The 20,866-nt window shown below is 72.1% G+C and carries 20 protein-coding genes; 7 read left to right on the forward strand and 13 right to left on the reverse strand.

Translation table 11 applies throughout. From position 1 onward, the window contains the following. Nucleotides 1–9 precede the first annotated feature (9 nt). Nucleotides 10–1,038, reverse strand: a complete 1,029-nt coding sequence (locus tag RC1_RS12690) for an NAD(P)H-dependent flavin oxidoreductase (protein ID WP_012567801.1) — start codon at nucleotides 1,036–1,038, stop codon at nucleotides 10–12. 70 nt (nucleotides 1,039–1,108) lie between these two features. After that, entirely contained in the window at nucleotides 1,109–2,344 is a 1,236-nt protein-coding gene (locus tag RC1_RS12695; protein ID WP_012567802.1) for an aspartate kinase, read from the reverse strand. Between the two features lie 354 nt (nucleotides 2,345–2,698). Here RC1_RS12695 and ubiG point away from each other — a divergent pair, with 354 nt between their 5' ends. From ubiG to RC1_RS12710, 3 genes are all read left to right on the forward strand, one after another. Further along, a complete protein-coding gene (ubiG, locus tag RC1_RS12700) occupies nucleotides 2,699–3,490 on the forward strand; it encodes a bifunctional 2-polyprenyl-6-hydroxyphenol methylase/3-demethylubiquinol 3-O-methyltransferase UbiG (RefSeq protein ID WP_012567803.1) in 792 nt (263 codons plus the stop codon). A 63-nt stretch (nucleotides 3,491–3,553) separates the two neighbouring features. After that, a complete protein-coding gene (locus RC1_RS20190) occupies nucleotides 3,554–5,392 on the forward strand; it encodes a sensor histidine kinase (protein WP_012567804.1) in 1,839 nt (612 codons plus the stop codon). Nucleotides 5,393–5,478: 86 nt separating this feature from the next. Next, nucleotides 5,479–6,666 carry a zinc-dependent alcohol dehydrogenase gene (locus tag RC1_RS12710; RefSeq protein ID WP_012567805.1) on the forward strand — a complete coding sequence of 396 codons (1,188 nt, stop codon included), beginning with the start codon at nucleotides 5,479–5,481 and terminating at the stop codon, nucleotides 6,664–6,666. A gap of 12 nt (nucleotides 6,667–6,678) precedes the next feature. On the opposite strand, the gene RC1_RS12715 is transcribed toward RC1_RS12710, so the two are convergent. Next, a complete protein-coding gene (locus RC1_RS12715; RefSeq protein ID WP_012567806.1) occupies nucleotides 6,679–7,827 on the reverse strand; it encodes a pentapeptide repeat-containing protein in 1,149 nt (382 codons plus the stop codon). A 226-nt stretch (nucleotides 7,828–8,053) separates the two neighbouring features. On the opposite strand from RC1_RS12715, the gene RC1_RS12720 reads away from it, so the two are divergent. After that, nucleotides 8,054–8,413, forward strand: a complete 360-nt coding sequence (locus tag RC1_RS12720) for a hypothetical protein (protein WP_148213448.1) — start codon at nucleotides 8,054–8,056, stop codon at nucleotides 8,411–8,413. Here RC1_RS12720 and RC1_RS12725 read toward each other — a convergent pair. From RC1_RS12725 to RC1_RS12740, 4 genes are all read right to left on the reverse strand, one after another. Next, entirely contained in the window at nucleotides 8,370–9,572 is a 1,203-nt protein-coding gene (locus RC1_RS12725) for a putative nucleotidyltransferase substrate binding domain-containing protein (protein ID WP_012567808.1), read from the reverse strand. The genes RC1_RS12720 and RC1_RS12725 overlap by 44 nt on opposite strands. A gap of 157 nt (nucleotides 9,573–9,729) precedes the next feature. Next, on the reverse strand, nucleotides 9,730–11,451 hold the full coding sequence (locus RC1_RS12730) for a cation acetate symporter (protein ID WP_148213577.1): 1,722 nt from the start codon (nucleotides 11,449–11,451) through the stop codon (nucleotides 9,730–9,732). A gap of 17 nt (nucleotides 11,452–11,468) precedes the next feature. After that, a complete protein-coding gene (locus tag RC1_RS12735; RefSeq protein ID WP_012567810.1) occupies nucleotides 11,469–11,774 on the reverse strand; it encodes a DUF485 domain-containing protein in 306 nt (101 codons plus the stop codon). Nucleotides 11,775–12,125: 351 nt separating this feature from the next. Next, a complete protein-coding gene (locus tag RC1_RS12740) occupies nucleotides 12,126–12,605 on the reverse strand; it encodes a DUF1178 family protein (protein WP_012567811.1) in 480 nt (159 codons plus the stop codon). A 282-nt stretch (nucleotides 12,606–12,887) separates the two neighbouring features. Between RC1_RS12740 and RC1_RS12745 the strand changes: the two genes are divergently transcribed. Together RC1_RS12745 and RC1_RS12750 are read left to right on the forward strand one after the other, a co-directional pair. After that, nucleotides 12,888–14,624, forward strand: a complete 1,737-nt coding sequence (locus tag RC1_RS12745; RefSeq protein WP_012567813.1) for a PAS domain-containing sensor histidine kinase — start codon at nucleotides 12,888–12,890, stop codon at nucleotides 14,622–14,624. Beyond that, entirely contained in the window at nucleotides 14,621–15,037 is a 417-nt protein-coding gene (locus tag RC1_RS12750) for a response regulator (protein WP_012567814.1), read from the forward strand. Before RC1_RS12745 ends, RC1_RS12750 begins: the two co-directional genes overlap by 4 nt. Nucleotides 15,038–15,081: 44 nt before the next feature. On the opposite strand, the gene RC1_RS12755 is transcribed toward RC1_RS12750, so the two are convergent. The 3 genes from RC1_RS12755 to RC1_RS12765 all read right to left on the reverse strand — a co-directional run bounded on the left by RC1_RS12755 (nucleotide 15,082) and on the right by RC1_RS12765 (nucleotide 17,171). Further along, nucleotides 15,082–15,906 carry a carbon-nitrogen hydrolase family protein gene (locus RC1_RS12755; protein WP_012567815.1) on the reverse strand — a complete coding sequence of 275 codons (825 nt, stop codon included), beginning with the start codon at nucleotides 15,904–15,906 and terminating at the stop codon, nucleotides 15,082–15,084. 109 nt (nucleotides 15,907–16,015) lie between these two features. Beyond that, nucleotides 16,016–16,279 carry a glutaredoxin 3 gene (gene grxC, locus RC1_RS12760; RefSeq protein ID WP_012567816.1) on the reverse strand — a complete coding sequence of 88 codons (264 nt, stop codon included), beginning with the start codon at nucleotides 16,277–16,279 and terminating at the stop codon, nucleotides 16,016–16,018. Nucleotides 16,280–16,379: 100 nt separating this feature from the next. Continuing rightward, on the reverse strand, nucleotides 16,380–17,171 hold the full coding sequence (locus tag RC1_RS12765) for a ComF family protein (protein WP_012567817.1): 792 nt from the start codon (nucleotides 17,169–17,171) through the stop codon (nucleotides 16,380–16,382). Between the two features lie 211 nt (nucleotides 17,172–17,382). Between RC1_RS12765 and RC1_RS12770 the strand changes: the two genes are divergently transcribed. Further along, nucleotides 17,383–18,312 carry a methyltransferase domain-containing protein gene (locus RC1_RS12770; RefSeq protein ID WP_012567818.1) on the forward strand — a complete coding sequence of 310 codons (930 nt, stop codon included), beginning with the start codon at nucleotides 17,383–17,385 and terminating at the stop codon, nucleotides 18,310–18,312. 27 nt (nucleotides 18,313–18,339) lie between these two features. Here RC1_RS12770 and RC1_RS12775 read toward each other — a convergent pair whose 3' ends face one another. From RC1_RS12775 to argJ, 3 genes are all read right to left on the reverse strand, one after another. Continuing rightward, a complete protein-coding gene (locus RC1_RS12775) occupies nucleotides 18,340–18,795 on the reverse strand; it encodes a (deoxy)nucleoside triphosphate pyrophosphohydrolase (protein WP_012567819.1) in 456 nt (151 codons plus the stop codon). Beyond that, nucleotides 18,785–19,333, reverse strand: a complete 549-nt coding sequence (locus RC1_RS12780) for a GNAT family N-acetyltransferase (protein WP_049766707.1) — start codon at nucleotides 19,331–19,333, stop codon at nucleotides 18,785–18,787. Before RC1_RS12780 ends, RC1_RS12775 begins: the two co-directional genes overlap by 11 nt. A 70-nt stretch (nucleotides 19,334–19,403) precedes the next feature. Further along, a complete protein-coding gene (gene argJ, locus RC1_RS12785; protein WP_012567821.1) occupies nucleotides 19,404–20,648 on the reverse strand; it encodes a bifunctional glutamate N-acetyltransferase/amino-acid acetyltransferase ArgJ in 1,245 nt (414 codons plus the stop codon). Nucleotides 20,649–20,866: the final 218 nt, after the last annotated feature.

Here is a 20,866-nt window from a genome sequence, read left to right on the forward strand (position 1 = left end):
ACGGGCGCGCTATTCGGAGGCGGGGTCGCGGCGGCGCAGGGCGGCGAGGGCCTGGTCGACCAGGTCGGCGATGATCTCGGCCGTGGGCTGCTCCCGCGTCACCATGCCGACCGACTGGCCCGCCATCAGCGAGCCGGTCTCCACATCGCCCTCGACCACGGCGCGGCGCAGGGCGCCGGCCCAGAAATGCTCGATCTCGAGCTGGGCCTCCTTCTGGTCCAGCTCGCCGCGGTCGAAGCGCGCGATCACCTCGTGCTGCTTCTCCTGGAACCGGCGGGTGCCCTCGTTCTGCAGGGCGCGCACGGGGATCACGGGGAAGCGGGTGTCCACCGCGCTGGAGAGCACGGCGTCGCGCGCACCGGCCCGGATGAAGGCCTGCTTGAAGCGGGGATGCGCCCGGCATTCCGTGGCGCAGACGAAGCGGGTGCCGAGCTGCACCCCGGCCGCCCCCATCTCCAGATAGCTCAGGATGGCCTCGCCGCGGCCGATGCCGCCGGCGACGAAGACGGGAACCTCGTGCCCCACCTCCGGCAGGATCTCCTGCGCCAGCACCGAGGTGCTGACCGGGCCGATATGGCCGCCGGCCTCCGCCCCCTCGATCACCAGGGCGTCCACGCCGCTGCGGATCAGCTTCTTCGCCAGCACCAGGGCCGGGGCGAAGCACATCACCCGCGCCCCGCCCTCCTTCAGCGTCCGGATGGCGCCGCCCGGCGGCAGGCCGCCGGCCAGCACGACATGCCCGACCTTCTCCTCCAGGCAGACGCGCATCAGCGCGTCGAGCTGCGGGTGCAGCGTGATCAGGTTGACGCCGAACGGCCGGTCCGTGAGCGCGCGGGTGCCGCGGATCTCCTCCCGCAGCACCTCGGGCGGCATGGAACCCGAGGCGATGACGCCGAAGCCGCCCGCGTTGGAGATGGCGGAGACGAGGGTGCGCTCGGACACCCAGGCCATGGCGCCGCCCATCACGGCGACGTCGCTGCCCAGGAACTCCCGACCGCGCTGCCAGAGCCGGTCCAGATGCTGGCGATGCGCCGTCATCGCGGCCCCCCGGTATGCGGAAGGGCCGGGCGGGCGGCGGCTCGGGCCGCGGTCACGGATACCGGCATGGTCACGCCTGGTCCAGGCCGTAGACGGTGTGCAGGGCGCGCAGGGCCAGCTCGGTGTACTCCTCGGCCACCAGGACGCTGACCTTGATCTCGCTGGTCGAGATGACCTGGATGTTGATGCCGCGGTCGGCCAGCGCCTTGAACATGCGCTGCGCCACGCCGGCGTGGCTGCGCATGCCGACGCCGATGACGCTGATCTTCACGACGTCGCTGTCGGCGACGATGCGGCGGTAGGACAGTTCGTCCTTCGCCTTCTCCAGCACCTGCACGGCGCGGTCCAGATCGGCCTTGCCCACGGTGAAGGTCATGTCGGTGGTGGTGCCGTCCTCCGACACGTTCTGCACGATCATGTCCACGTTGATGGCCGCGTCGGCGAGCGGCCCGAAGATGCGGGCGGCCACGCCGGGGCGGTCGGCGACCCCGACCAGGGTGACCTTCGCTTCGTCGCGGCTGTAGGCGATGCCGCTGACCAGTTCCTGTTCCACGATTTCGTCCTCGTCAACGACCAGTGTTCCCGGCAGGTCGCTGCCGGGGGCCTCCTCGAAGGTGGAGAGCACCTGCACCCGCACCCGGTGTTTCATCGCCATCTCGACCGACCGGGTCTGCAGTACCTTGGCGCCCAGGCTCGCCATCTCCAGCATCTCCTCGTAGGTGATGCGGGAGAGCTTGCGGGCCTTCGCCACGATGCGCGGGTCGGTGGTGTAGACGCCGTCCACGTCGGTGTAGATGTCGCAACGCTCCGCGCCCAGTGCTGCGGCCAGCGCCACCGCCGAGGTGTCGGAACCGCCGCGGCCCAGCGTGCTGATCCGGTTGCGGTGGGACACGCCCTGGAAGCCGGCGACCACCGCGACCTCGCCGGTCTTCATGCGGCGGTCGATCTCGGTGGTGTCGATCCGTTCGATCCGCGCCTTGGCGTGCACGTCGTCGGTCAGGATCGGGATCTGCCAGCCCTGCCAGGAGCGGGCGGTGATGCCCAGATCCTGCAGTGCGATCGCCAGCAGACCGCTGGTCACCTGCTCGCCCGAAGCGACCACCGCGTCGTACTCGCGCGCATCGTAGATGCGGCTGATGCTGCGGCAGTATTCCACGAGCTGGTTCGTCACGCCGGACATGGCGGAAACGACGACGGCCACCTCGTGCCCGGCATCGACCTCCTGCTTCACCTTGCGGGCGACGTTGCGGATGCGTTCGATGTCGCCGACCGAGGTGCCGCCGAATTTGAGGACGAGTCGCGCCATAATCTGTCCGCCGAAGGTCCTGACCGCCGAAGCGCCTGTCCAGGGGACCCGCGACGCCGGGCCGCATTGGGCCGGCACCGGGGGCCGTGGTCCGATCGGGCCGCCGCGGCGACCCGGTTCCGTGCGGAACCGGACGGGCGCCCGGCCCCCGCCCCCGGAACGGATGAAGTTGGCGCGCGGAAGCCGCGCCAGCCTTGCCGTCAAGGGGCGGGCTATCCATACTCGCTTGGCCGGGGTGGCGCAAGCCGGGCCCGGACCGGCGGGCATCCCTGCCAAATCTTGTTGCCACCCTGGAAGGATGCCGCCATGAAACGGCCCATCCGACGCCCCCCGTTGAACGTGAGGATTCCCCCGATGAACGCCGCGGCCAACGCGCCCCGCTCCACCCCCGGTTCCGGTGCGACCCCCGGTCCCCGCACCACCGTGGACCCCGGCGAGGTCGAGCGATTCTCCGCCATGGCGGCGGAATGGTGGGACCCGCGCGGCAAGTTCAGCCCGCTGCACAAGTTCAACCCGGTGCGTCTGGCCTATATCCGCGACGCCCTGTGCGACCGCTGGGGCCGCGATCCCATGGCGGAGCGCCCGCTGGAGGGCATCCGCATCCTGGACGTGGGCTGCGGCGGCGGCCTGATCGCCGAGCCGCTGGCCCGGCTGGGGGCGGAGGTGGTCGGCATCGACGCCTCCGAACGCAACGTGAAGACGGCCGCCACCCACGCGCTGGAGACCGGCACGACGGTGGACTACCGCGTCGGCACGGCGGAGGCCCTGGCCGCGACGGGCGAGCGTTTCGACGTGGTGCTGGCGCTGGAGATCGTGGAGCACGTCGCCGACGTGGATCTGCTGCTGACCGCCATCACCACCCTGACGAAGCAGGACGGCCTGCTGTTCATGGCGACCGTCAACCGCACGGCGAAGTCCTTCGTCATGGCGATCGTCGGCGCCGAGTACGTGCTGCGCTGGCTGCCGCGGGGCACGCATGACTGGCGCAAGTTCATCCGCCCGTCGGAGCTGGCGACCGGCCTGCGCCAGCTCGGCTTCGGCATCAAGAACCTGACCGGGCTGATCTACAACCCGATGACGGACCGCTTCTCGCTCGCGGAGCGCGACGTGGACGTGAACTACATGCTGTATGCCGCGCGGGACTGATGGCCTGTTCCCGCTCCCGTGGTAGAGTAACGCGCTTCTGCTGACGGGAACGCCACGACGACCATGGACGCCCAGCCCCCCCGGCCGGCTCTGCCCGGAACCCGCCCGGCATCGGGGTCCGCCGCGGCACAGGCCGCCGGCGCGACCCCCGCCGCGCACGGGACGGCGGGTCCGGACGGGAAGAGCGGGCCGGACGGGGTGGCGGGCCGGGACGGGAAGGACAGCCTGTCGGCAACCACCCTGGTCGGCGTGGCGGCGGGCGTGGTGCTGCTGTTCGTGCTGGCGATCCTGCTGCTGGTCGCGCGCGAGGACCGGCGGGAGATGGTCGCCCATGCCGGCCGGCTGGCCGCCAACACCGCCCTGCTGCTGGCGGAGCAGGCCGGACAGCTTGTCGCCGCCAGCGAGGTGGTGCTGGACGAGGCCGCCGCTCTGGCCGGCCCGCCCGACGCACCGATCCCGGACACCCTGGATGTCCATCGGGAACTGCGCCGGCTGGTCGCCACCTGGGACCATGCGAACTCCGTCTACCTGATGGATGCCGGCGGCCGCAGTGTCGTCAGCAGCCGCGAATTCCCCATGCGGGTCTTCGAAGTGCCCGAACGGCATTACCTGCAGGTCCAGCACCGGCGGACCGTGGCGGGAGAACCCCCGCTGATGGTCCTGGACCGGGTGGAGAACAGCATCTTCACCGGCGGCAACCTCCTGATCCTGACCAAGCCGCTGCCGGCACCGACGGGCATCTTCCGCGGCGTGGCCGGACTGGCCGTGGCGGAGGAGTTCTTCCGGAATTTCTACCAGCAGGTGGATGTCGGCTTCGGGCTGGCCATCCTGCTGCTGGGCGCGGACCGGCAGGTGCTGGTGCGGCATGTCCAGGGCGCCGATGCGGGAGCGGAAGAGAGAACGGCCCCGGAAGAGAGCCCGGCGCCGCCGGCCCCGCCGCCCGGCGGCATGCTGCGCCTGTCCACGCCCGGCGAGGGCGACCGCCTCTATGCCGAGGCCCCGGTCCGCGGCCGCGACCTGCGCGTCATGGTCGGGCTGGACGCCACGGCGCTGGAGACGCGCTGGCGGGAGCGGCTGCGCGTCTATCTGCTGATCGCCGCCATCGCCGCCACGGGCGTGGCGGGGCTGGGCCTCTTGGCGCTGCGCTGGGCGCGGCGCGAAGCAGAGGCGCGCGACCGGCTGGAGGAAGCCAACCACCTGCTGGAACAGCGTGTCGGCGAGCGCACGGCCGAACTGTCCGAAAGCAATGCGGAGCTGGAACTGGCGCTGAAGGACAGGGAGGTGCTGTTCCGCGAGGTCCACCACCGGGTGAAGAACAACCTCCAGCTCGTCTCCAGCCTGCTGCGGCTCCAGGCCATGCGACTGCCGGCGGAGCTGCGCCAGGGCTTCGAGGACAGCCTGTCCCGCATCCAGTCCATGAGTCTGGTCCACGAACTGCTGTACCGCACCAACCAGCCCTCACGGGTGGATTTCGCGGACTATCTGCGCCGGCTGGCGCCGACCCTGGCCGAGTGCTTCCTGCCCGACCCCGACCGGATCGCCATCGAGGTGGCGGCGGAACCGCTGGAACTGGAACTGGACACCGCCATCCCGCTGGGCCTGCTGGCCGGGGAGCTGATCACCAACGCCCTGAAGCACGCCTTTCCCGACGGCCGCGCCGGCTGCCTCACGGTCCGGCTGGAGCGCGGGACAGAGGGCGACGGGGTGCTGCTGACCATCGCCGACGACGGCGTCGGGCTGGCGCCCGGGCCGGCGGACACCCGCGCGGACGGCGGCGGGCTCGGCATGGTGCTGGTGCAGTCGCTGGCCGCCCAGGTGCAGGCCACGCTTTCGACCCGGCCCGGCGCGCCCGGCACGCGCCACCACGTCCTGCTGCCCGGGGCCGTAACGACCAGGGACTGACCGCGCCCCCCGCCCGGCCGTGGCCGGGGACGTTCCGCGCCGTCCGCTGTTGCAGGCCCGGCAACGGCAAAGGACGGAGGAGCGGCATGAAGGCCCTGTGCTGGCACGGCAAGGAGGATGTCCGGGTGGAGCGGGTGCCCGATCCCCGTATCGCGGAACCCGGCGACATCATCGTCAAGGTCACCTCCACCGCCATCTGCGGGTCCGACCTGCACCTCTATGACGGCTACATCCCGACCATGCGCCAGGGCGACATCCTGGGGCACGAATTCATGGGCGAGGTGGTGGAGACCGGCCGCGAGGTGAAGACCCTCAAGGTCGGCGACCGGGTGATCGTGCCCTTCACCATCGCCTGCGGCGGCTGCTTCTTCTGCAACCGCCAGCTCTGGTCGCTGTGCGACAACAGCAATCCCAACGCCGGGGTGGCGGAGACGATCTTCGGAAAGTCGCCCTCGGCGCTGTTCGGCTATTCCTTCCTGATGGGCGGTTTCGCCGGCGGACAGGCGGAATATGTCCGCGTGCCCTATGCCGATGTCGGGCCGATGAAGATCCCGCATGTCCGCGACGGCGGACCGGAAGACGACAAGGTCCTGTTCCTGACCGACATCTTCCCCACCGGCTGGATGGCGGCGGAGAACTGCGCGATCCAGGACGGCGACGTGGTCGCCGTCTGGGGCTGCGGCCCGGTCGGCCAGTTCGCCATCCGCAGCGCGCAGTTGCAGGGCGCGGCCAGGGTGGTCGCCATCGACCGCGTGCCGGAACGGCTGCGGCTGGCCGCCGAGGCGGGGGCGGAGACGATCGACTTCGACCGCAACGACGTGCGCGCCCGCCTGGACGAGCTGACCGGCGGCCGCGGCCCGGATTCCTGCATCAACGCGGTGGGGATCGAGGCGCACGGAACGGGCAGCGTGGATGCCGTGCTGGACCGCGCCAAGACGGCCGTGGGCCTCGCCACCGACCGCGGGCATGTGCTGCGCCAGGCGATCATGGCCTGCCGCAAGGGCGGCACCATCTCCATCCCCGGGGTCTATGCCGGGGTGCTGGACAAGGTGCCGTTCGGCGCCGCCTTCGCCAAGGGCCTGAACTTCCGCATGGGTCAGACGCACATGATGCGCTACATGCGGCCGCTGCTGGAACGGATCGAGAAGGGGGAGATCGACCCCTCCTTCCTGATCACCCACCGGCTGAGCCTGGAGGACGGGCCGGGGGCGTACCGCACCTTCCGCGACAAGCAGGACGGCTGCATCAAGGTGGTGATGCGGCCGGGCGGCTGAGCCGGCGGGAACTCACGCTGCCGGTGCCGCCGAGCCCGGCAGGACGGTGGCGCCGGCCAGCCCGTCGGGGTCGAGCACGGCGCCGTCGAACTGGCAGTGCTCGAACCGGGCGTCGGTGAGCCGGGTCCGCAGCATGCCCCCCGTTGCCAGCGGCAGGCCGGACAGATCCGCCGTCTCGAAGCTGCTGTACATCGCCTCGGCCCCCGTCAGGTTGGCGCCGCGCAGGTCCGCCCCCGACAGGTCGGTGTAGTGCAGCTTCGCCCCGGACAGGTCGGCAGCGGCCAGTTTCGCGTGCGCCAGCTTCGTCCCGGTCAGGTCGGCACCGCGGAAGGAGATGGCAGACAGCTCCCGCCCGCGCAGATCCACGCCCTTCAGCGAGCGCCCGGCGAAGTCGGCACGGCGGCCGGCCTTGCCGCGCGCCTCCACCCAGTCCTCGTGCCCGGCGGCGATGGCCTCCACCTCCTTCAGATTGCTCAGATGCTCCTCGAAGGCGGGCAGGCCGCGGAACATGCGGCGGGTCGTGTCGTCCAGATCGAAGACCGCCCCCGCGACTTCGGCCCCGAAGACGTTGGCGCCGTTCAGATGCGCCCCCAGCAGAACGCTGCCGCTGAGGTCGGAGCCGGAGAGGTCGGCCCCGCGCAGGTCGGCGTTGCGGAGGTTCGCCCCGACCAGCTTCACGTTGCGCATCACCGCCCCCTCCAGGGTCGCGTCCTGCAGATTGCAGTGCGACAGGTCGGAGCGGTACTCCCGCGCCACCAGGTCGGGCGTGCCCGGCCGGGCGCCGGCCCGGTGGATGGCGACGGAGCCGACCCGCAGGTCCGATCCGTCCAGCCGGACGTCCTGGAGGTCCGCCTTGTAGAAGCGCACCCCGCGCAGGATGGCGCGGGACAGGTCGCAATGGCGCAGATTGGCCGACAGGAACAGGCTGTTGGACAGGTCCGCCTCATGGAAGCGGCAGTTCTCCAGCACCGCATGCGACAGGTTGCAGGCGAACAGCGTGGCGCGCGACAGGTCGAAGCCGCGGAGACGCAGCCCGCTGAGATTGCTCAGCCGCAGTTCCAGACGTGTGCCCCCGCGGCCGCGGAGATAGAGGCTGTGCAGCGCGAAGGGCCTGGTGAGGTCGGCGGCGGCGGACCCGCCGGAAGCCTGAGAGGGCAGCATGGTGGATATGGACCGACGACTGTCATGCGGACGTCATATCGGAAAGTCATACGTCCGGATGCCGGCACCGATACAGGACCGAAATGCGCGCAGGCCGCCATGACGCACCCCCGTATGGACAGGCGATCCCGATGCATCGACCGGATACGAACGGATAGATGGTCCCGGGCGTGCCGCGGCCCCACCCTTGGAAGACCTGCGCCCCGCGCCCGACGATCCCCGCATCATGGCCCGCCACCGATCGACCCGGCTCCAGATCTCCCAGCTTCCCTTCGTCGCCCTGCGCGGCGACGGACGGCTGGGATTCTGGGTCGTGCCGGAGCCCGGCCCCGGGAACGCGACCGATCCGCGTCTTCTGGGCCGCACCTATGCCGGCTGGTTCCTGCTGTTCGAGGAAGCGAACGGCGCCGCGGCGGCCGACGATCTGCTGACCCGCATCGGCCGCGAGATGCCGTCGGCCCGGCCGGAGGTGGATGCCGCCTTCCAGGCGGCGCTCGCCGACCGCGCCGCACCGCGCCCGGACGGCCCGGGGGCCGCGGCGGTCAGAGCACCGCCAGATGGAAGTGGTAGGACAGCAGGTCCTTGAACCGCCGGACACTGCGCAGGGCGTCGCGCAGCGCGTCCCGGTCGGCGGCGGACAGCCGGGCCGGGGTCACCAGAGTGTCCGGCACCGCCCCGACGCCCACACGGCCATCCGCCCGGCCATCCTCCCGGCCGTCCCCCTGGGTGTCCACCGGGGCGTCCCCCTCCAGCCGGGTCCGCAGCCGCAGTCCGACCAGGACGTCGAAGGCCCGCCGCAGCTCCGCCGCGGTCACCCCGTCCAGCTTCCCCGCCTCGACCAGCAGTCCGATCCGGTCCAGCGTGTTGGTGGCGCCCTCCAGCCGCGCCTCCAGCGCCAGCGAGCGGACGCCGTGGACGATGGGAAAGATACCGCCCTTCTTGAGATCGAGCCGGCCCCTGTGCTCCCCGCCCTCGGTCACCAGATGACCGAACCAGCCGAGCGGCGTGTCGAACTGCAGGGCGATGCGCGCGAACTGCCAGAGAAAGGGCGTGTGGCCGCGGATCAGCTCCAGCAGCACGGCCCGGGTGCGGGCCAGCAGCGCCGCGTCGCCCGCCACGGCGGCAGCGTCGGCGAAGATGGCGACGGCCATGATGCCGTCCTCCCCCGGGCTGCGCACCCAGTGGCGGACGGCGTCCTGCCACTGGCGCTCCGTCATCACCCAGGCCGGATTGGTGACCATGACCCGCCCCGGACAGGGCGGCCAGCCCAGCCGGGCCAGCCCGGCGGAGAAGGCCGCCAGCCGCCCGGGCAGATCCGGCCAGTCGGCCCCGTCGGGGAGGATCAGCCCGTTGTCCTGGTCGGTCTTGAGGATCTGCTCGGCGCGCCCCTCGCTGCCCATGACGATCAGACAGCAGGACCGCGCCTGCTCGGGCGTCAGGACCAGATGGTAGAGCCGCTCCATCACCCGGTCGTTCAGGAGCGCCACGGCCCGGGACAGGGCCGCCACCGGGGTGCCGCTGGCCGCCAGGGTCCGAACCAGCCGGGCATGTCCGCCCCCCTCGGGCCCGCTCCCGCCGGAACCGCGCCCGTCCGCCCCGAGGGCGGCGGCGAGGTCGTCGAGGCTGGCGGCGGCGGCGACCCGGTCCAGCAGGTCCGGCGCGTGCGCCTCCAGCAGCGCCTGCGGAGACGGCGACCCGGCATCGCCTCCGCCCGGACCGTGCCGCCCGTCCTGCCGCATGGTCATGGGTCCCCTCCGTCACAGCCGCGCCGGTCACGCGCCTGACGCCGGCCCGCCGGGGGGAGCCGGCGCCGAGGACAGGAAGCACGCGGGCGGAAGGGCGGGATTCCCGGCATCCGGCCGGAGACCCCGCCCGCCGCCCTCCTGTCCGGGCCGCGCTCGCTCAGTGCGCCGCCGCCCCTTCCGCGCCCAGGCCCGTCTGCGAGCGGACGAACTGCGCCGCATAGGCCTGCTCCTCGGCCCGCGCCACCGCACTCCGGTCGGTCACCGAGAACAGCCAGGTGCCGAGGAAGGCCAGCGACATGGAGAACAGGGCCGGATTCTCATAGGGGAAGATCGGGGTGGCGTTGCCCAGCACCTTGACCCAGACGACCGGGCCCAGGATGACGCCGACCACCGCCGAAACCAGCCCCAGGAAGCCGCCGACGACGGCGCCCCGGGTGGTCAGCCGCGACCAGTACATGGAGAGCAGGATGATGGGGAAGTTCGCCGACGCCGCCACGGCGAAGGCGAGACCGACCATGTAGGCCACGTTCTGCTTTTCGAAGGTGATGCCCAGCAGGATGGCGACGATGCCCAGCGCCACCGTGGCGATCCGGGAGACGCGGATCTCGTCCCGCTCGTTGACCCGGCCGCGCCGGAACACGGAGGCATAGAGATCGTGGCTGACGGCGGAGGCGCCGGCCAGCGTCAGGCCCGACACCACGGCCAGGATGGTGGCGAAGGCCACGGCCGAGATGAAGCCCTTGAAGTAGTCGCCGCCCACCGCGTCGGACAGATGGATGGCCGCCATGTTGCCGCCGCCGATCAGCCCGCCGGCCGGGTCCACATAGGCCGGGTTGCCGGTCAGGTAGATGATGGCGCCGAAGCCGATGATGAAGGTCAGGATGTAGAAGTAGCCGATGAAGCCGGTGGCGTAGAACACCGACTTCCGCGCCTCCTTGGCGTCGGCCACGGTGAAGAAGCGCATCAGGATGTGCGGCAGTCCGGCCGTGCCGAACATCAGCGCCAGCCCCAGGCTGATGGCCGAGACCGGGTCCTTGATCAGCGCCCCGGGCTCCATGATGGAGGTGCCCTTGGGATGCACCTCGACCGCCTTCTGGAACATGGCCTCGGGACTGAAGCCGAAGGCGAACAGCACGGCCACGGCCATGAAGGTGGCGCCGGACAGCAGCATCACCGCCTTGATGATCTGCACCCAGGTCGTCGCCAGCATGCCGCCGAAGGTGACATAACCGATGATCAGCACACCGACCACCACCTCGGCCACCCAGTACTCCCAGCCGAACAGCAGCTTGATGAGCTGGCCCGCGCCGACCATCTGCGCGATCAGGTAGAAGGCCACGGTGACCAGCGAACCGCAGGCCGACAGCGTGCGCACCGGCGTCTGCTGCAGGCGGTAGCTGGCCACGTCGGCAAAGGTGTACTTGCCGAGGTTGCGGAGCTGTTCGGCGATCAGGAACAGGATGATCGGCCAGCCGACCAGCCAGCCGATCGAATAGATCAGCCCGTCGAAGCCCGAGGTGAAGACCAGCGCCGAAATGCCCAGGAAGCTGGCCGCCGACATGTAGTCGCCGGCGATGGCAAGGCCGTTCTGGAAGCCGGTGATGCCGCCGCCGGCGGCGTAGAAATCCTTGGCGGACTTGGTGCGCCGCGCGGCCCAGTAGGTCACGCCCAGGGTCAGGGCGACGAACACCAGGAACATGCTGATGGCATGCCAGTTGGTCGCCTGGAGTTCCGTCTGGCCGGCAATGGCATCGGCCAGGGCGGTGCCGGGCAGCAGCGCCGCCCCGACCAGGGCAGCGACGGTTCCGGCCGCAGCCCTGACCAGGGTCCCGGCCACGGCCGGAAGCGTGCGCGGACCCGTCCCGGCGGCCGCATGCATCATGGGGAGGGCGGGCATCAGACAGTGTCCTCGATGATCTGGCGGTTCAGCTCGTCAAACTCCGCGTTGGCACGGCGCACATAGATGCCGGTCAGCAGGAACGCCGTCACGATGATCAGGATGCCGATCGGAATGCCGACAGTGGTGACGCCGCCCGCCAGCGAGGCGCCCAGCGCCTTCGGGGCGAAGGCCACCGCCAGGATGAAGGCGAAGTACATCGCCATGACGATAAGGGAGAGGATGAGGCCGAGACGGGTCCGCCTCGTGACAAGCTCCGCGAACTTCGGGTGCGAGCTTATCCTCTGGGTTGTATCCTGTTGCATGCTCCGCGCTTCTCCCTGATCGACCGCTCTGGCGCAGGGGAACCGAGTCCCCGGATGCGCCCACGGCCTGTTCTGCCACGGTGCATGGGGTTTTTGTCCAGCGCAACGGCTACGAAAGGAAGAAAGCCTGTCGAGGGTTTGATTTTTGTTTTTATTGCTTTTGTGTGCCGTCTGGAAAAATCTTGTTTCGCGCCGCGGCGCATCCGCGCACCGGACCCGGAAGGGGCGGTGCTTTTCGGAGCGGTCCGGCATCGGAAGAGGGGCGAATCGGTTCCCGCGTGCAAGCTCTGCGCGCGAGTCCGCGAAGAAAGCCCCCGGCCCCCGAAGGGGCAACCCGCGCCGGAACCGCCGTCAGGCGTCGTGACCGGGAACCCAGGGGATGCGGCTGACGGCGACGCCTTCCTCGCGCAGTTCCTCCGCCTCCTGCGGGCTGGCCTCACCATAGATGGCGCGGCTCTCCACCTCGCCGTAATGGATGCGGCGGGCTTCCTCGGCGAAACGCTCGCCGACATAGTCCGCATTGGCCTCGACATGCCGGCGCAGCTCGCGGAGCTGGCGCATCAGTTCGGCCATGGGGGCACTGGCCGGAGCCGGTGCCCCGCCGGCATCGGGGGCGGTTCCCGGTGCGGCTGCGGGCGCGGCTGTGGGCGCGGATGCCGCGCCGCGGCCCTTCGTGATGCTGGGCGCCATCGGCGCCTTGCTGACGCCGCGGTCCCCGCAGACCGGGCAGGAGATCTCGCCCGCGGCCGCCTGCTGATCGTAGACCGCCCCGCTGCGGAACCACCCGTCGAAGGAATGGCCGGCACTGCACTGAAGCTGGTAAAGGATCATCATCCCCTGCCCGCGGCCCGACCTGCCGGCCGCCCTGCAACCGTGGTGTCATATACGATCGCCCGGGGAATGCTCAATCCCGGCCGGCTGACGGAACAGCCTCCATCCGGTCAGGACCGGGGCCGCCGGACGCCCCCCCTATTGCTTCCGCCAGGGCGATCCTATGACCCTTGTCGGGTTGACGCCCTCCCATCGGTCTGCGACTGAACCGAATCCCTGAACCGTCCGGCCGGCCTTGAACTGCTCTGGCACGGATGCGCCAGTATTTCGGAGTACGGATCGATGGATCTGTTTCGGCTGCTGTTCGATCCGGCGCCCTTCATGCCCCATGGCATGTGCCTTCTCTGGCATCCGGCCCTGATCTGGACGCATCTCGTCTCGGACCTCCTGACGGCTGCCGCCTATTTCACCATCCCGGCCGCGCTGGTCTATTTCGTCCGCCGCCGCACCGACATCGTGTTCGGCTGGATCTTCGTGCTGTTCAGCCTGTTCATCTTCGCCTGCGGCACCACCCACCTGTTCGGCGCCATCACCCTCTGGTATCCGTCCTACGTGCTGGAGGGGGCGGTGAAGGCCGTCACGGCCCTGGCATCGGTGGCGACCGCCATCGTCATCTGGCCGCTGCTGCCGCGCGCGCTGGCCCTGCCCAGCCCGGCCCAGCTCCGCCTCATCAACACGGCGCTGAGCGCCGAGGTGGAGGAGCGGATGCGCGCCGAGCGCGCCGTGCGCGAGGCCAACGCCCGGCTGGAGGAGCGCGTGGCCGCCCGCACGGCGGAGCTGGCCGCCGCCAACGAGGCCCTGCGCGAGGCGAACGAGACGCTGGAACGCCGGGTCGCGGAGCGCACCGCCGAACTGGAATCCGTCGTCCGCGCGCTGCGGGAGAGCGAGGCCCGCTACGCCGGCATCGTGCAGCATGCGGCAGACGCCATCTTCGTCGTGGATGTCGGCAGCGACGGCAGCTTCCGCTATGCCGCCGTGAACCCCGCCCTGGTGCGGGAAACCGGCCTGACCGAGGCGGTCCTGATCGGGCGCACCCCGGAGGAAGCGCTGGGCGGGGATTACGGCGCCGAGGTGGCCGGCTGGTTCGCCGCCTGCGCCGAGGCCCGGGCGCCGCGCCAGATGGAGCATGTCGTCGAGCGCAACGGCAGCCGCACCGTCTGGCTGACGGCCCTGGTTCCGGTGTTCGATCCGGAGACCGGGCGGGTGATCCAGCTTGTCGGTACCGCGCGTAACCTCACCGAATACCGCCAGCTCCAGGAGGAACTGGCGCAGGCGGCGAAGCTGGCCACCCTGGGCACCATGGCGGCCGGCGTGGCGCACGAGGTCAGCCAGCCGCTGAACGCCATCCGCATCACCGCCACCGACTGCGCCCTGCTGCTGGACGAGGAGGGGCCGCCCGACCTGGACTATCTGCGCAGCGGCCTCGCCACCATCCGCGACCAGTCGGCCCGGATGGGCGGGATCGTGGACCAGATGCGCCAGTTCGGCCGCCGCGCCCCGGAGCGGCCCCAGCGCTTCGATCCGGCGGAACCGCTGCGCCGGGCCGCGGGGCTGCTGGAGCGCCACTTCGCCAGCGCCGATATCAGCCTCTGCCTGGAGATCGAGGAGCCGCTGCCGGCAGTGACAGGCCATGCGGTGAAGCTGGAACAGGTGGTGCTGAACCTGCTGACCAACGCCCGCGACGCCATCGAGGAGGCGCGGGCGCACCCGGCACCGGACAGCGCCGACTCCCCCCCGCCGGGCCGCATCGGGCTGCATGCCGCCGCCGCCCCGGGCCGCACCGCGGTGACGATTTCGGTGGAGGATGACGGCGCCGGCTTGCCCGCCGGGATGGCCGACCGCATCTTCGATCCGTTCTTCACCACCAAGGCGTCGGAGAAGGGAATGGGGCTGGGCCTGTCCATCTGCGCCAGCATCGTCGCCGCCATGGGGGGCCGGATCGAGGCGGTCCCGCAGCCGCGCGGCACCCGCTTCGTCGTCACCCTGCCCGTGCCGGCAGCCCTGGAGAGTGCGGCATGATCGGAATCGACAGCATGACCGGCGACAGTCCCGCAACGACGGACAACGCCATGGAGCCCCACATCCTGGTGGTGGACGACGAGGTCGTCGCCACCATGGCGCTGGAGCGTTTCCTGGAGCGCCGGGGCTTCCGCGTCACCACCGCCTTCGACGGGCGGCAGGCGCTGGACGCCCATGCCCGCGACGCGGCCGACGTGGTGGTCACGGACATGCGCATGCCCCGGCTGGGCGGTCGGGAGCTGATCCAGGCCCTGCGCGGGCCACAGCCGGAGCTGCCGGTGGTGGTGGTCACGGGCTTTCTCTCCAGCGACGACGAGGCCGCCGCCCTGGTCGGGCCGCACACGGCGGTGATGACCAAGCCGCTGGACCCCGAGGCGCTGCTGCGCACCCTGAAGGGGCTGCTGGGCAGGTAGGGGCCGGCGGGCCGGGGGCACCGGCCCGGGTTCAGGGGCCGGGTTCAGGGACCCGCGAAACCGCGGTCGTGGCCGAGAGCCGGCACCATGCGCCGCGCCTCGTCCACCTCGGCGAGATCCAGGTCGGCGACGGCGAAGCCCGGCTCCTCCCCCGCATCGGCCAGCACCTCCCCCCAGGGCCCCACGATCAGGGCATGGCCGTAGGTGCGGCGGCCCTCGTCATGGCTGCCGGTCTGCGCCGGGGCCAGCACGAAGGCGCCGGTCTCGATGGCGCGGGCGCGCAGCAGCACATGCCAGTGGGCGCGGCCCGTGGGTACGGTGAAGGCGGCCGGCACCGTGACCAGCCGCGCCCCGCCCTTGGCCAGCGCTCGGAAAAGATAGGCGAAGCGGACATCGTAGCAGATGGTCAGCCCCAGCCCGCCCCAGGGGGTGGGGGCGATGACCGCGCGGTCCCCCGGCCGGTAGGTGGCGCTCTCCCGGTAGCTCTCGCCGCCCGGCAGGTCCACGTCGAACATGTGGATCTTGTCGTAGCGGGCGACGACGGCGCCGGCCGGGTCCACCACGAAGGCGCGGTTGGCGACACGGCCGTCCTCCAGCAGGCAGGCCAGCGTCCCCGTCATCAGCCAGGCCCCCGTCTCCCGCGCCAGATCCTGGAAGAAGGGCAGGCCGGGATGCTCGGCCTCGGGCCTGGCGCGGGCCAGCACCTTCTGCCGGCCCTGCACCATCATGGCGACGTTCTCCGGCAGGCAGATCAGCTCCGCCCCGGCGTCGCGGGCGCGGCGGACCAGGGTGCCGGCCGCCTCCAGGTTGGGGCCGATCTCGGGGCCGGCATTGACCTGCACCACGGCGGCACGGAGAGTTGCGGTCATGGTCCTTCTGTCCTTGCAGTGAACCCGGGCAGTGAGGCCCCGCCGGACAGTGAGGCCCCTGCCCGGCGCTGGCGGGTCGTGCGGGGAAACGGGAAGAACGGTCCGGGGATCAGCCGGCGAGCCCCAGGAGGGGGTCCAGCCGCCCCTCCCGGTCCAGGGCGTGGATGTCGTCACAGCCGCCCAGGCCGCGGTCGTCCACGAAAACCTGCGGCACCGTGGTGCGGCCCTCGGCGCGGCGGGTCATCTCCGCCCGGCGGCCGGGCTGCTCCATCACGTCGATCTCCTCATAGGCGACACCCTTGGCGTCCAGCAGGCGCTTGGCGCGGACGCAATAGGGGCAGAAGGGGCTGGTGTAGATCTCGACCTTGGGCATGGCGGAACGGCGTGCGGTGGGAGGGACCCCCACTATGACCGCCCCGCCCCGCCCCGCCAACCCCCGCCGGGCAGGCCCGGACGGGTGGGGGCGGCCCCCCTCACGACACGTCCACCGGCCGGACCACGCGGGCCAGTGTCAGCACGTCCACGCGGGCGGCGCCGGCGCGTTTCAGGACGCGGGCGCATTCCTCCACCGTGGCGCCGGTGGTGAAGACATCGTCCAGCAGCACGATGCGGGCGCCGCGCACCCGGTCGCGGCAGGCCGCGCGCACGGCGAAGGCGCCGGCGACGTTGCGGGCGCGGCCGCGGCGCGACAGCCCGCCCTGGCTGGGCGTGCGGCGCCGGCGCAGCAGCAGGTCGGGGCAGGCCGGCAGGCCGCTGCGGCGGGCCACGGCCAGGGCCAGCAGCGCCGCCTGGTTGTAGCGGCGGGCGAACAGGCGCCAGCGGTGCAGCGGCACGGCCGCGACCAGATCGGCATCCGCCAGCAGCTCCGCCCCGGCCCGCGCCAGCCAGGCGCCGAAGCCCTCGGCCACGTCGGTGCGGTCGGCATGCTTGAAGGCCAGGACCAGACCGCGGCTGCCCTCGTCGTACACCAGGGCGGAGCGGCAGCGGTCGAAGCGCGGCGGGGCGGCGATGCAGGCCCCGCACAGGCTGCGGTCCGGCGCGGCGTAGTCGAACGGCCGGCCGCAGCAGGCGCAGAGCGGCGGGCCGATGAAGGTGACCCGGCTCCAGCAGGCCGGGCAGAGCGTCCCCGGCGCCTCCACATCCGTCCCGCAGGCGAGGCAACGCGGCGGCAGCAGCAGGTTCAGCGCCCGGCCGCGCCAGTCGCGCAGGACGCGCACCGCCTGTCGCCATCGCTGCCCTACGGTCGTATCGCCTGCGGTCTCCATGCCGTCAGGGTAGCAGAAGCCGCCGGCCGGGGCGAGCCGCGCCGTGGGACGCTGGCGGCGGAAACAGCGGCCGCGGACGGTGGCGGGGGTTGTCCCGCGCCGCCGACGGTTATACCAACGCCCCGGAACCGGACCTTGGAACCGGACCGCGGCGCCGGGCCGGGACGCCGGACCGGAACGCCGGACCGCGGGTGGGAAGGAGACGCCGAGGATGCCCGACGCCGATACGATGACCGTGTTCGACCGGCGGATCGTCCGCCGCCACCGGGACCGGGCGGCCCCCGATCTGGGCCTGCACGACTTTCTGCTGACGGAGGTGGCGCAGCGTCTGGCGGAACGGCTGGACGGGCTGCGCCGGCAGTTCCCTCTGGTCCTGGACCTGGGCTGTCACGGCGGCGAAATGGCCCCGGTCCTGAAGGGCCGTTCCGGTATCGAAACGATCATCCATGCCGACCTGTCGCCGGCCATGGCGCGGCTGGCGGCAACGCGGACGGGCGGACCCGCCCTGGCCGCGGACGAGGAGTTCCTGCCGCTGGCGCCGGCCAGCCTGGATCTGGTGGTCAGCAACCTGTCCCTGCACTGGGTCAACGACCTGCCCGGCGCGTTGCTCCAGATCCGCCGCGCGCTGCGGCCGGACGGGCTGTTCCTGGCCGCCATGCTGGGCGGCGACACGCTGATCGAGCTGCGCCGGGCGCTGCTGGAGGCAGAGGCGGAGACGGCGGGCGGCGTCAGCCCGCGGGTCAGCCCCATGGCCGGGCTGCGCGACGCCGCGGGCCTGTTGCAGCGGGCCGGCTTCGCCCTGCCGGTGGCGGACAGCGACACGCTGACGGTCTCCTATCCCGACCCGCTGCGCCTGATCCGCGACCTGCGCGGCATGGGCGAGACGAACGCCGTGCTGGACCGGCTGAAGCGGCCGACCCGGCCGGCCGTGCTGGCCCGCGCGCTGGACCGTTACGGCGAGCTGTTCCGGGAGCCGGACGGCACCGTGCCGGCGACCTTCCAGGTGCTGTACCTGGCCGGCTGGGCGCCCGATCCGGGCGTGCAGCAGCAGCCGGCCCGCCGCGGCAGCGCCGACGCCCGGCTGGCCGACGCCCTGCGGACGGAGGAGATCGGCACCGGCGTCAGGCCGGACGGGACCTGACGGGGCAGCACGACGACAGGGGCGGCACTACAGCAGGTCGCGCAGCATCGCCACCAGCGGCAGGTCGGCCGGCGGCATCGGATAGTCGCGCATCCGCGCCGGCCGCACCCAGGCCAGCGCCTGCCCCTCCTGCGGCGTCGGCTCGCCCTTCCAGACGCGGCAGGCATAGAGCGGCATCAGCAGGTGGAAGCCGTCATAGCGGTGGCTGGCGAAGGTCAGCGGGGCGAGACAGCTCGACGCCGTGTCGATGCCCAGCTCCTCCCGCAGCTCGCGGACCAGGGCCTGCTCCGGCGTCTCGCCCTCGTGCACCTTGCCGCCGGGGAACTCCCAGAGCCCGGCGAGCGACTTGCCGGGCGGGCGCTGGGCCAGCAGCACGCGGCCGTCCACGTCCACCAGGGCGGCGGCGACGACCAGCACCGTGCGGACCGGCGGCAGCGACCGCACCTCCTCCTGCCAGCAGGGGGTATCGCCCTCAGCGGCCATGCATCCTCTCCCATTCCGTCCGCGTGATCCGCCACAGATTGGCCGGCCCCGGCGGGCCGCGCAGCCCGCGGTCGTGCGCCGGATCGACCCGTTCCAGCATCAGCCCGGCCTTGGCCAGCACCCGGTTGGAGGCGGTGTTGCCCGGCTCCGCCGCCGCCCGCACCGCGATCAGGCCGAGGTCGCGGAAGCCGGCCGCCACGAGGGCCGAGGCCATCTCCGTGCCGTAGCCGCGGCCCCAGACCTCCGGCGCCAGCCAGTAGCCCAGCTCCGCCTCCGGTGCGTCGGCCCGGCTGCGGACCAGACTGACGGCACCGACGATGCGGTCGCCCCCGCGCGGCAGCGCCACCCGGTGCAGCAGGGTGCCCGCCGCGCCCGCGGTGGTGCAGACACGCAGCCAGGCGCGGGCGTCGGCCTCGGTATAGGGATGCGGCACCCGGATCAGCCAGCGCGCCACCTCCGGGCGGCCGACACCGTCGATCAGCGCCGGCAGGTCCGCCTCGACGAGCGGCCGCAGCGACAGCCGCGCCGTCTCCAGCACGCCGGCAGGCCCGAGGGGAGGCCCCCCTTGGGAAGAGCCGCCTGCGGACGGGCCGGGCGCGCCCACCCCGTCAGCTCCGGTAGCTGCCGTTGATGTCGATGTAGCCGTGGGTCAGGTCGCAGGTCCAGACCGTGGCCTCGCCCTGGCCGACGCCCAGGTCGATGTCGATCCCGATCTCCGTGCCCTTCATGTGGGCGGCGACCGGCGCCTCGTCGTAGCCGGGCACCTCCATGCCGTCGCGGCAGATCGGAACGCCGCCGATGGCGATGACCAGCCGGTCGCGCTCGGCCCGCTCGCCGGCGCGGCCGACGGCGGCGACGATGCGGCCCCAGTTGGCGTCCTCGCCGGCCACGGCGGTCTTCACCAGCGGCGAGTTGGCGACCGTCAGCGCCACCCGCTTGGCCGCCGCATGGCTCTCCGCCCCGGTGACGCGCAGGGTGACGAACTTGGTCGCCCCCTCGCCGTCGCGCACGATCTGCTGCGCGAGGTCGAGGCAGACCGCCTCCAGCGCCGCGCGGAACCCGTCCAGGCGCGGGTCGCTGGCCTCGGTCACCGGGGCATGGGCGGCCTTGCCGGTGGCGGCCAGGATCACCGTGTCGGAGGTGGAAGTGTCGCCGTCCACCGTGATGGAGTTGAAGCTCCGCTCCGTCGCCCGCGCCAGCAGGCGCTGCAACGCCGCCGGAGCGATGGCCGCGTCGGTGAAGAGGAAGCCCAGCATCGTCGCCATGTCGGGCGCGATCATGCCGCTGCCCTTGGCGAAGCCGGCCACGGTCACCGGCACCCCGTCGATCTCCGCCACGGCGAAGGCGCCCTTGGGGAAGGTGTCGGTGGTCATGATGGCGCGCGCCGCCGTCTCCCAGGCGCCGCCCTGCGCCGGCCCCAGCGTCGGCCAGATCGCCGGCAGGTGGCGGGCGATCAGGTCGGCCGGCATGGGCTGGCCGATCACGCCGGTGGAGGCGGTGAACACCTCCGACGGGTCGCAGCCCGCGAGCCGGGCCGCCGCCGCGACGGTGGCGTCCACGAACGCCTCCCCGGCCTTGCCGGTGAAGGCGTTGGAGTTGCCGGCATTGACCACCAGCGCGCGGATGCTGCCGCCGGCCAGCGAGCGCCGGCAGCGGTGGACCGGCGCCGAGGCGGTGAGCGAACGGGTCAGCACGCCGGCCACGGTCGTGCCCGGTTCGAACAGGGCGACCATGGTCTCGTCCCGCGGGGTCTTGTAGCGGATGCCACATCGCCCGGCGGCCAGACGGACCCCCGCCACGGGGGGAAGCTGCGGAAAGGAAGCGGGCGCCAGCGGCGAAACCTTGGACGACATGGAACGGCTCCGATCTCGGGAAGCGCGGCCATGAAGCCGATGGGGCGGGAGGAGGTCAAGGGCCGGGTGCCCCGCCACGGCCCGGAACCCCGACGCCCGGCGCATGCCGGCGCTGACACAGGCGCAGGCCGGCAGGCGTCCGGTGCCGCTGGAACCGGAAAAGAAAAGGGCGGGCGCGGTCGCCCGCGTCCGCCCTGTCGTCTCTGTCAGCCTGGGGC

Source organism: Rhodospirillum centenum SW (assembly GCF_000016185.1).
GTDB lineage: Bacteria > Pseudomonadota > Alphaproteobacteria > Azospirillales > Azospirillaceae > Rhodocista > Rhodocista centena.

Bases quoted from the DNA above. Each gene is read 5' to 3' on its own strand.
- RC1_RS12725 (WP_012567808.1), bottom strand. From the start codon at position 9,572: ATGACCATGCGGCAGGACGGGCGGCACGGTCCGGGCGGAGGCGATGCC.
- RC1_RS12735 (WP_012567810.1), bottom strand. From the start codon at position 11,774: ATGCAACAGGATACAACCCAGAGGATAAGCTCGCACCCGAAGTTCGCG.
- grxC (WP_012567816.1), bottom strand. From the start codon at position 16,279: ATGCCCAAGGTCGAGATCTACACCAGCCCCTTCTGCCCCTATTGCGTC.
- RC1_RS12715 (WP_012567806.1), bottom strand. From the start codon at position 7,827: ATGCTGCCCTCTCAGGCTTCCGGCGGGTCCGCCGCCGCCGACCTCACC.
- RC1_RS12750 (WP_012567814.1), top strand. From the start codon at position 14,621: ATGATCGGAATCGACAGCATGACCGGCGACAGTCCCGCAACGACGGAC.
- RC1_RS12740 (WP_012567811.1), bottom strand. From the start codon at position 12,605: ATGATCCTTTACCAGCTTCAGTGCAGTGCCGGCCATTCCTTCGACGGG.
- RC1_RS12745 (WP_012567813.1), top strand. From the start codon at position 12,888: ATGGATCTGTTTCGGCTGCTGTTCGATCCGGCGCCCTTCATGCCCCAT.
- argJ (WP_012567821.1), bottom strand. From the start codon at position 20,648: ATGTCGTCCAAGGTTTCGCCGCTGGCGCCCGCTTCCTTTCCGCAGCTT.
- ubiG (WP_012567803.1), top strand. From the start codon at position 2,699: ATGAACGCCGCGGCCAACGCGCCCCGCTCCACCCCCGGTTCCGGTGCG.
- RC1_RS12775 (WP_012567819.1), bottom strand. From the start codon at position 18,795: ATGGCCGCTGAGGGCGATACCCCCTGCTGGCAGGAGGAGGTGCGGTCG.
- RC1_RS12730 (WP_148213577.1), bottom strand. From the start codon at position 11,451: ATGCATGCGGCCGCCGGGACGGGTCCGCGCACGCTTCCGGCCGTGGCC.
- RC1_RS12720 (WP_148213448.1), top strand. From the start codon at position 8,054: ATGGCCCGCCACCGATCGACCCGGCTCCAGATCTCCCAGCTTCCCTTC.
- RC1_RS12765 (WP_012567817.1), bottom strand. From the start codon at position 17,171: ATGGAGACCGCAGGCGATACGACCGTAGGGCAGCGATGGCGACAGGCG.
- RC1_RS12770 (WP_012567818.1), top strand. From the start codon at position 17,383: ATGCCCGACGCCGATACGATGACCGTGTTCGACCGGCGGATCGTCCGC.
- RC1_RS12690 (WP_012567801.1), bottom strand. From the start codon at position 1,038: ATGACGGCGCATCGCCAGCATCTGGACCGGCTCTGGCAGCGCGGTCGG.
- RC1_RS12695 (WP_012567802.1), bottom strand. From the start codon at position 2,344: ATGGCGCGACTCGTCCTCAAATTCGGCGGCACCTCGGTCGGCGACATC.
- RC1_RS12755 (WP_012567815.1), bottom strand. From the start codon at position 15,906: ATGACCGCAACTCTCCGTGCCGCCGTGGTGCAGGTCAATGCCGGCCCC.
- RC1_RS20190 (WP_012567804.1), top strand. From the start codon at position 3,554: ATGGACGCCCAGCCCCCCCGGCCGGCTCTGCCCGGAACCCGCCCGGCA.
- RC1_RS12710 (WP_012567805.1), top strand. From the start codon at position 5,479: ATGAAGGCCCTGTGCTGGCACGGCAAGGAGGATGTCCGGGTGGAGCGG.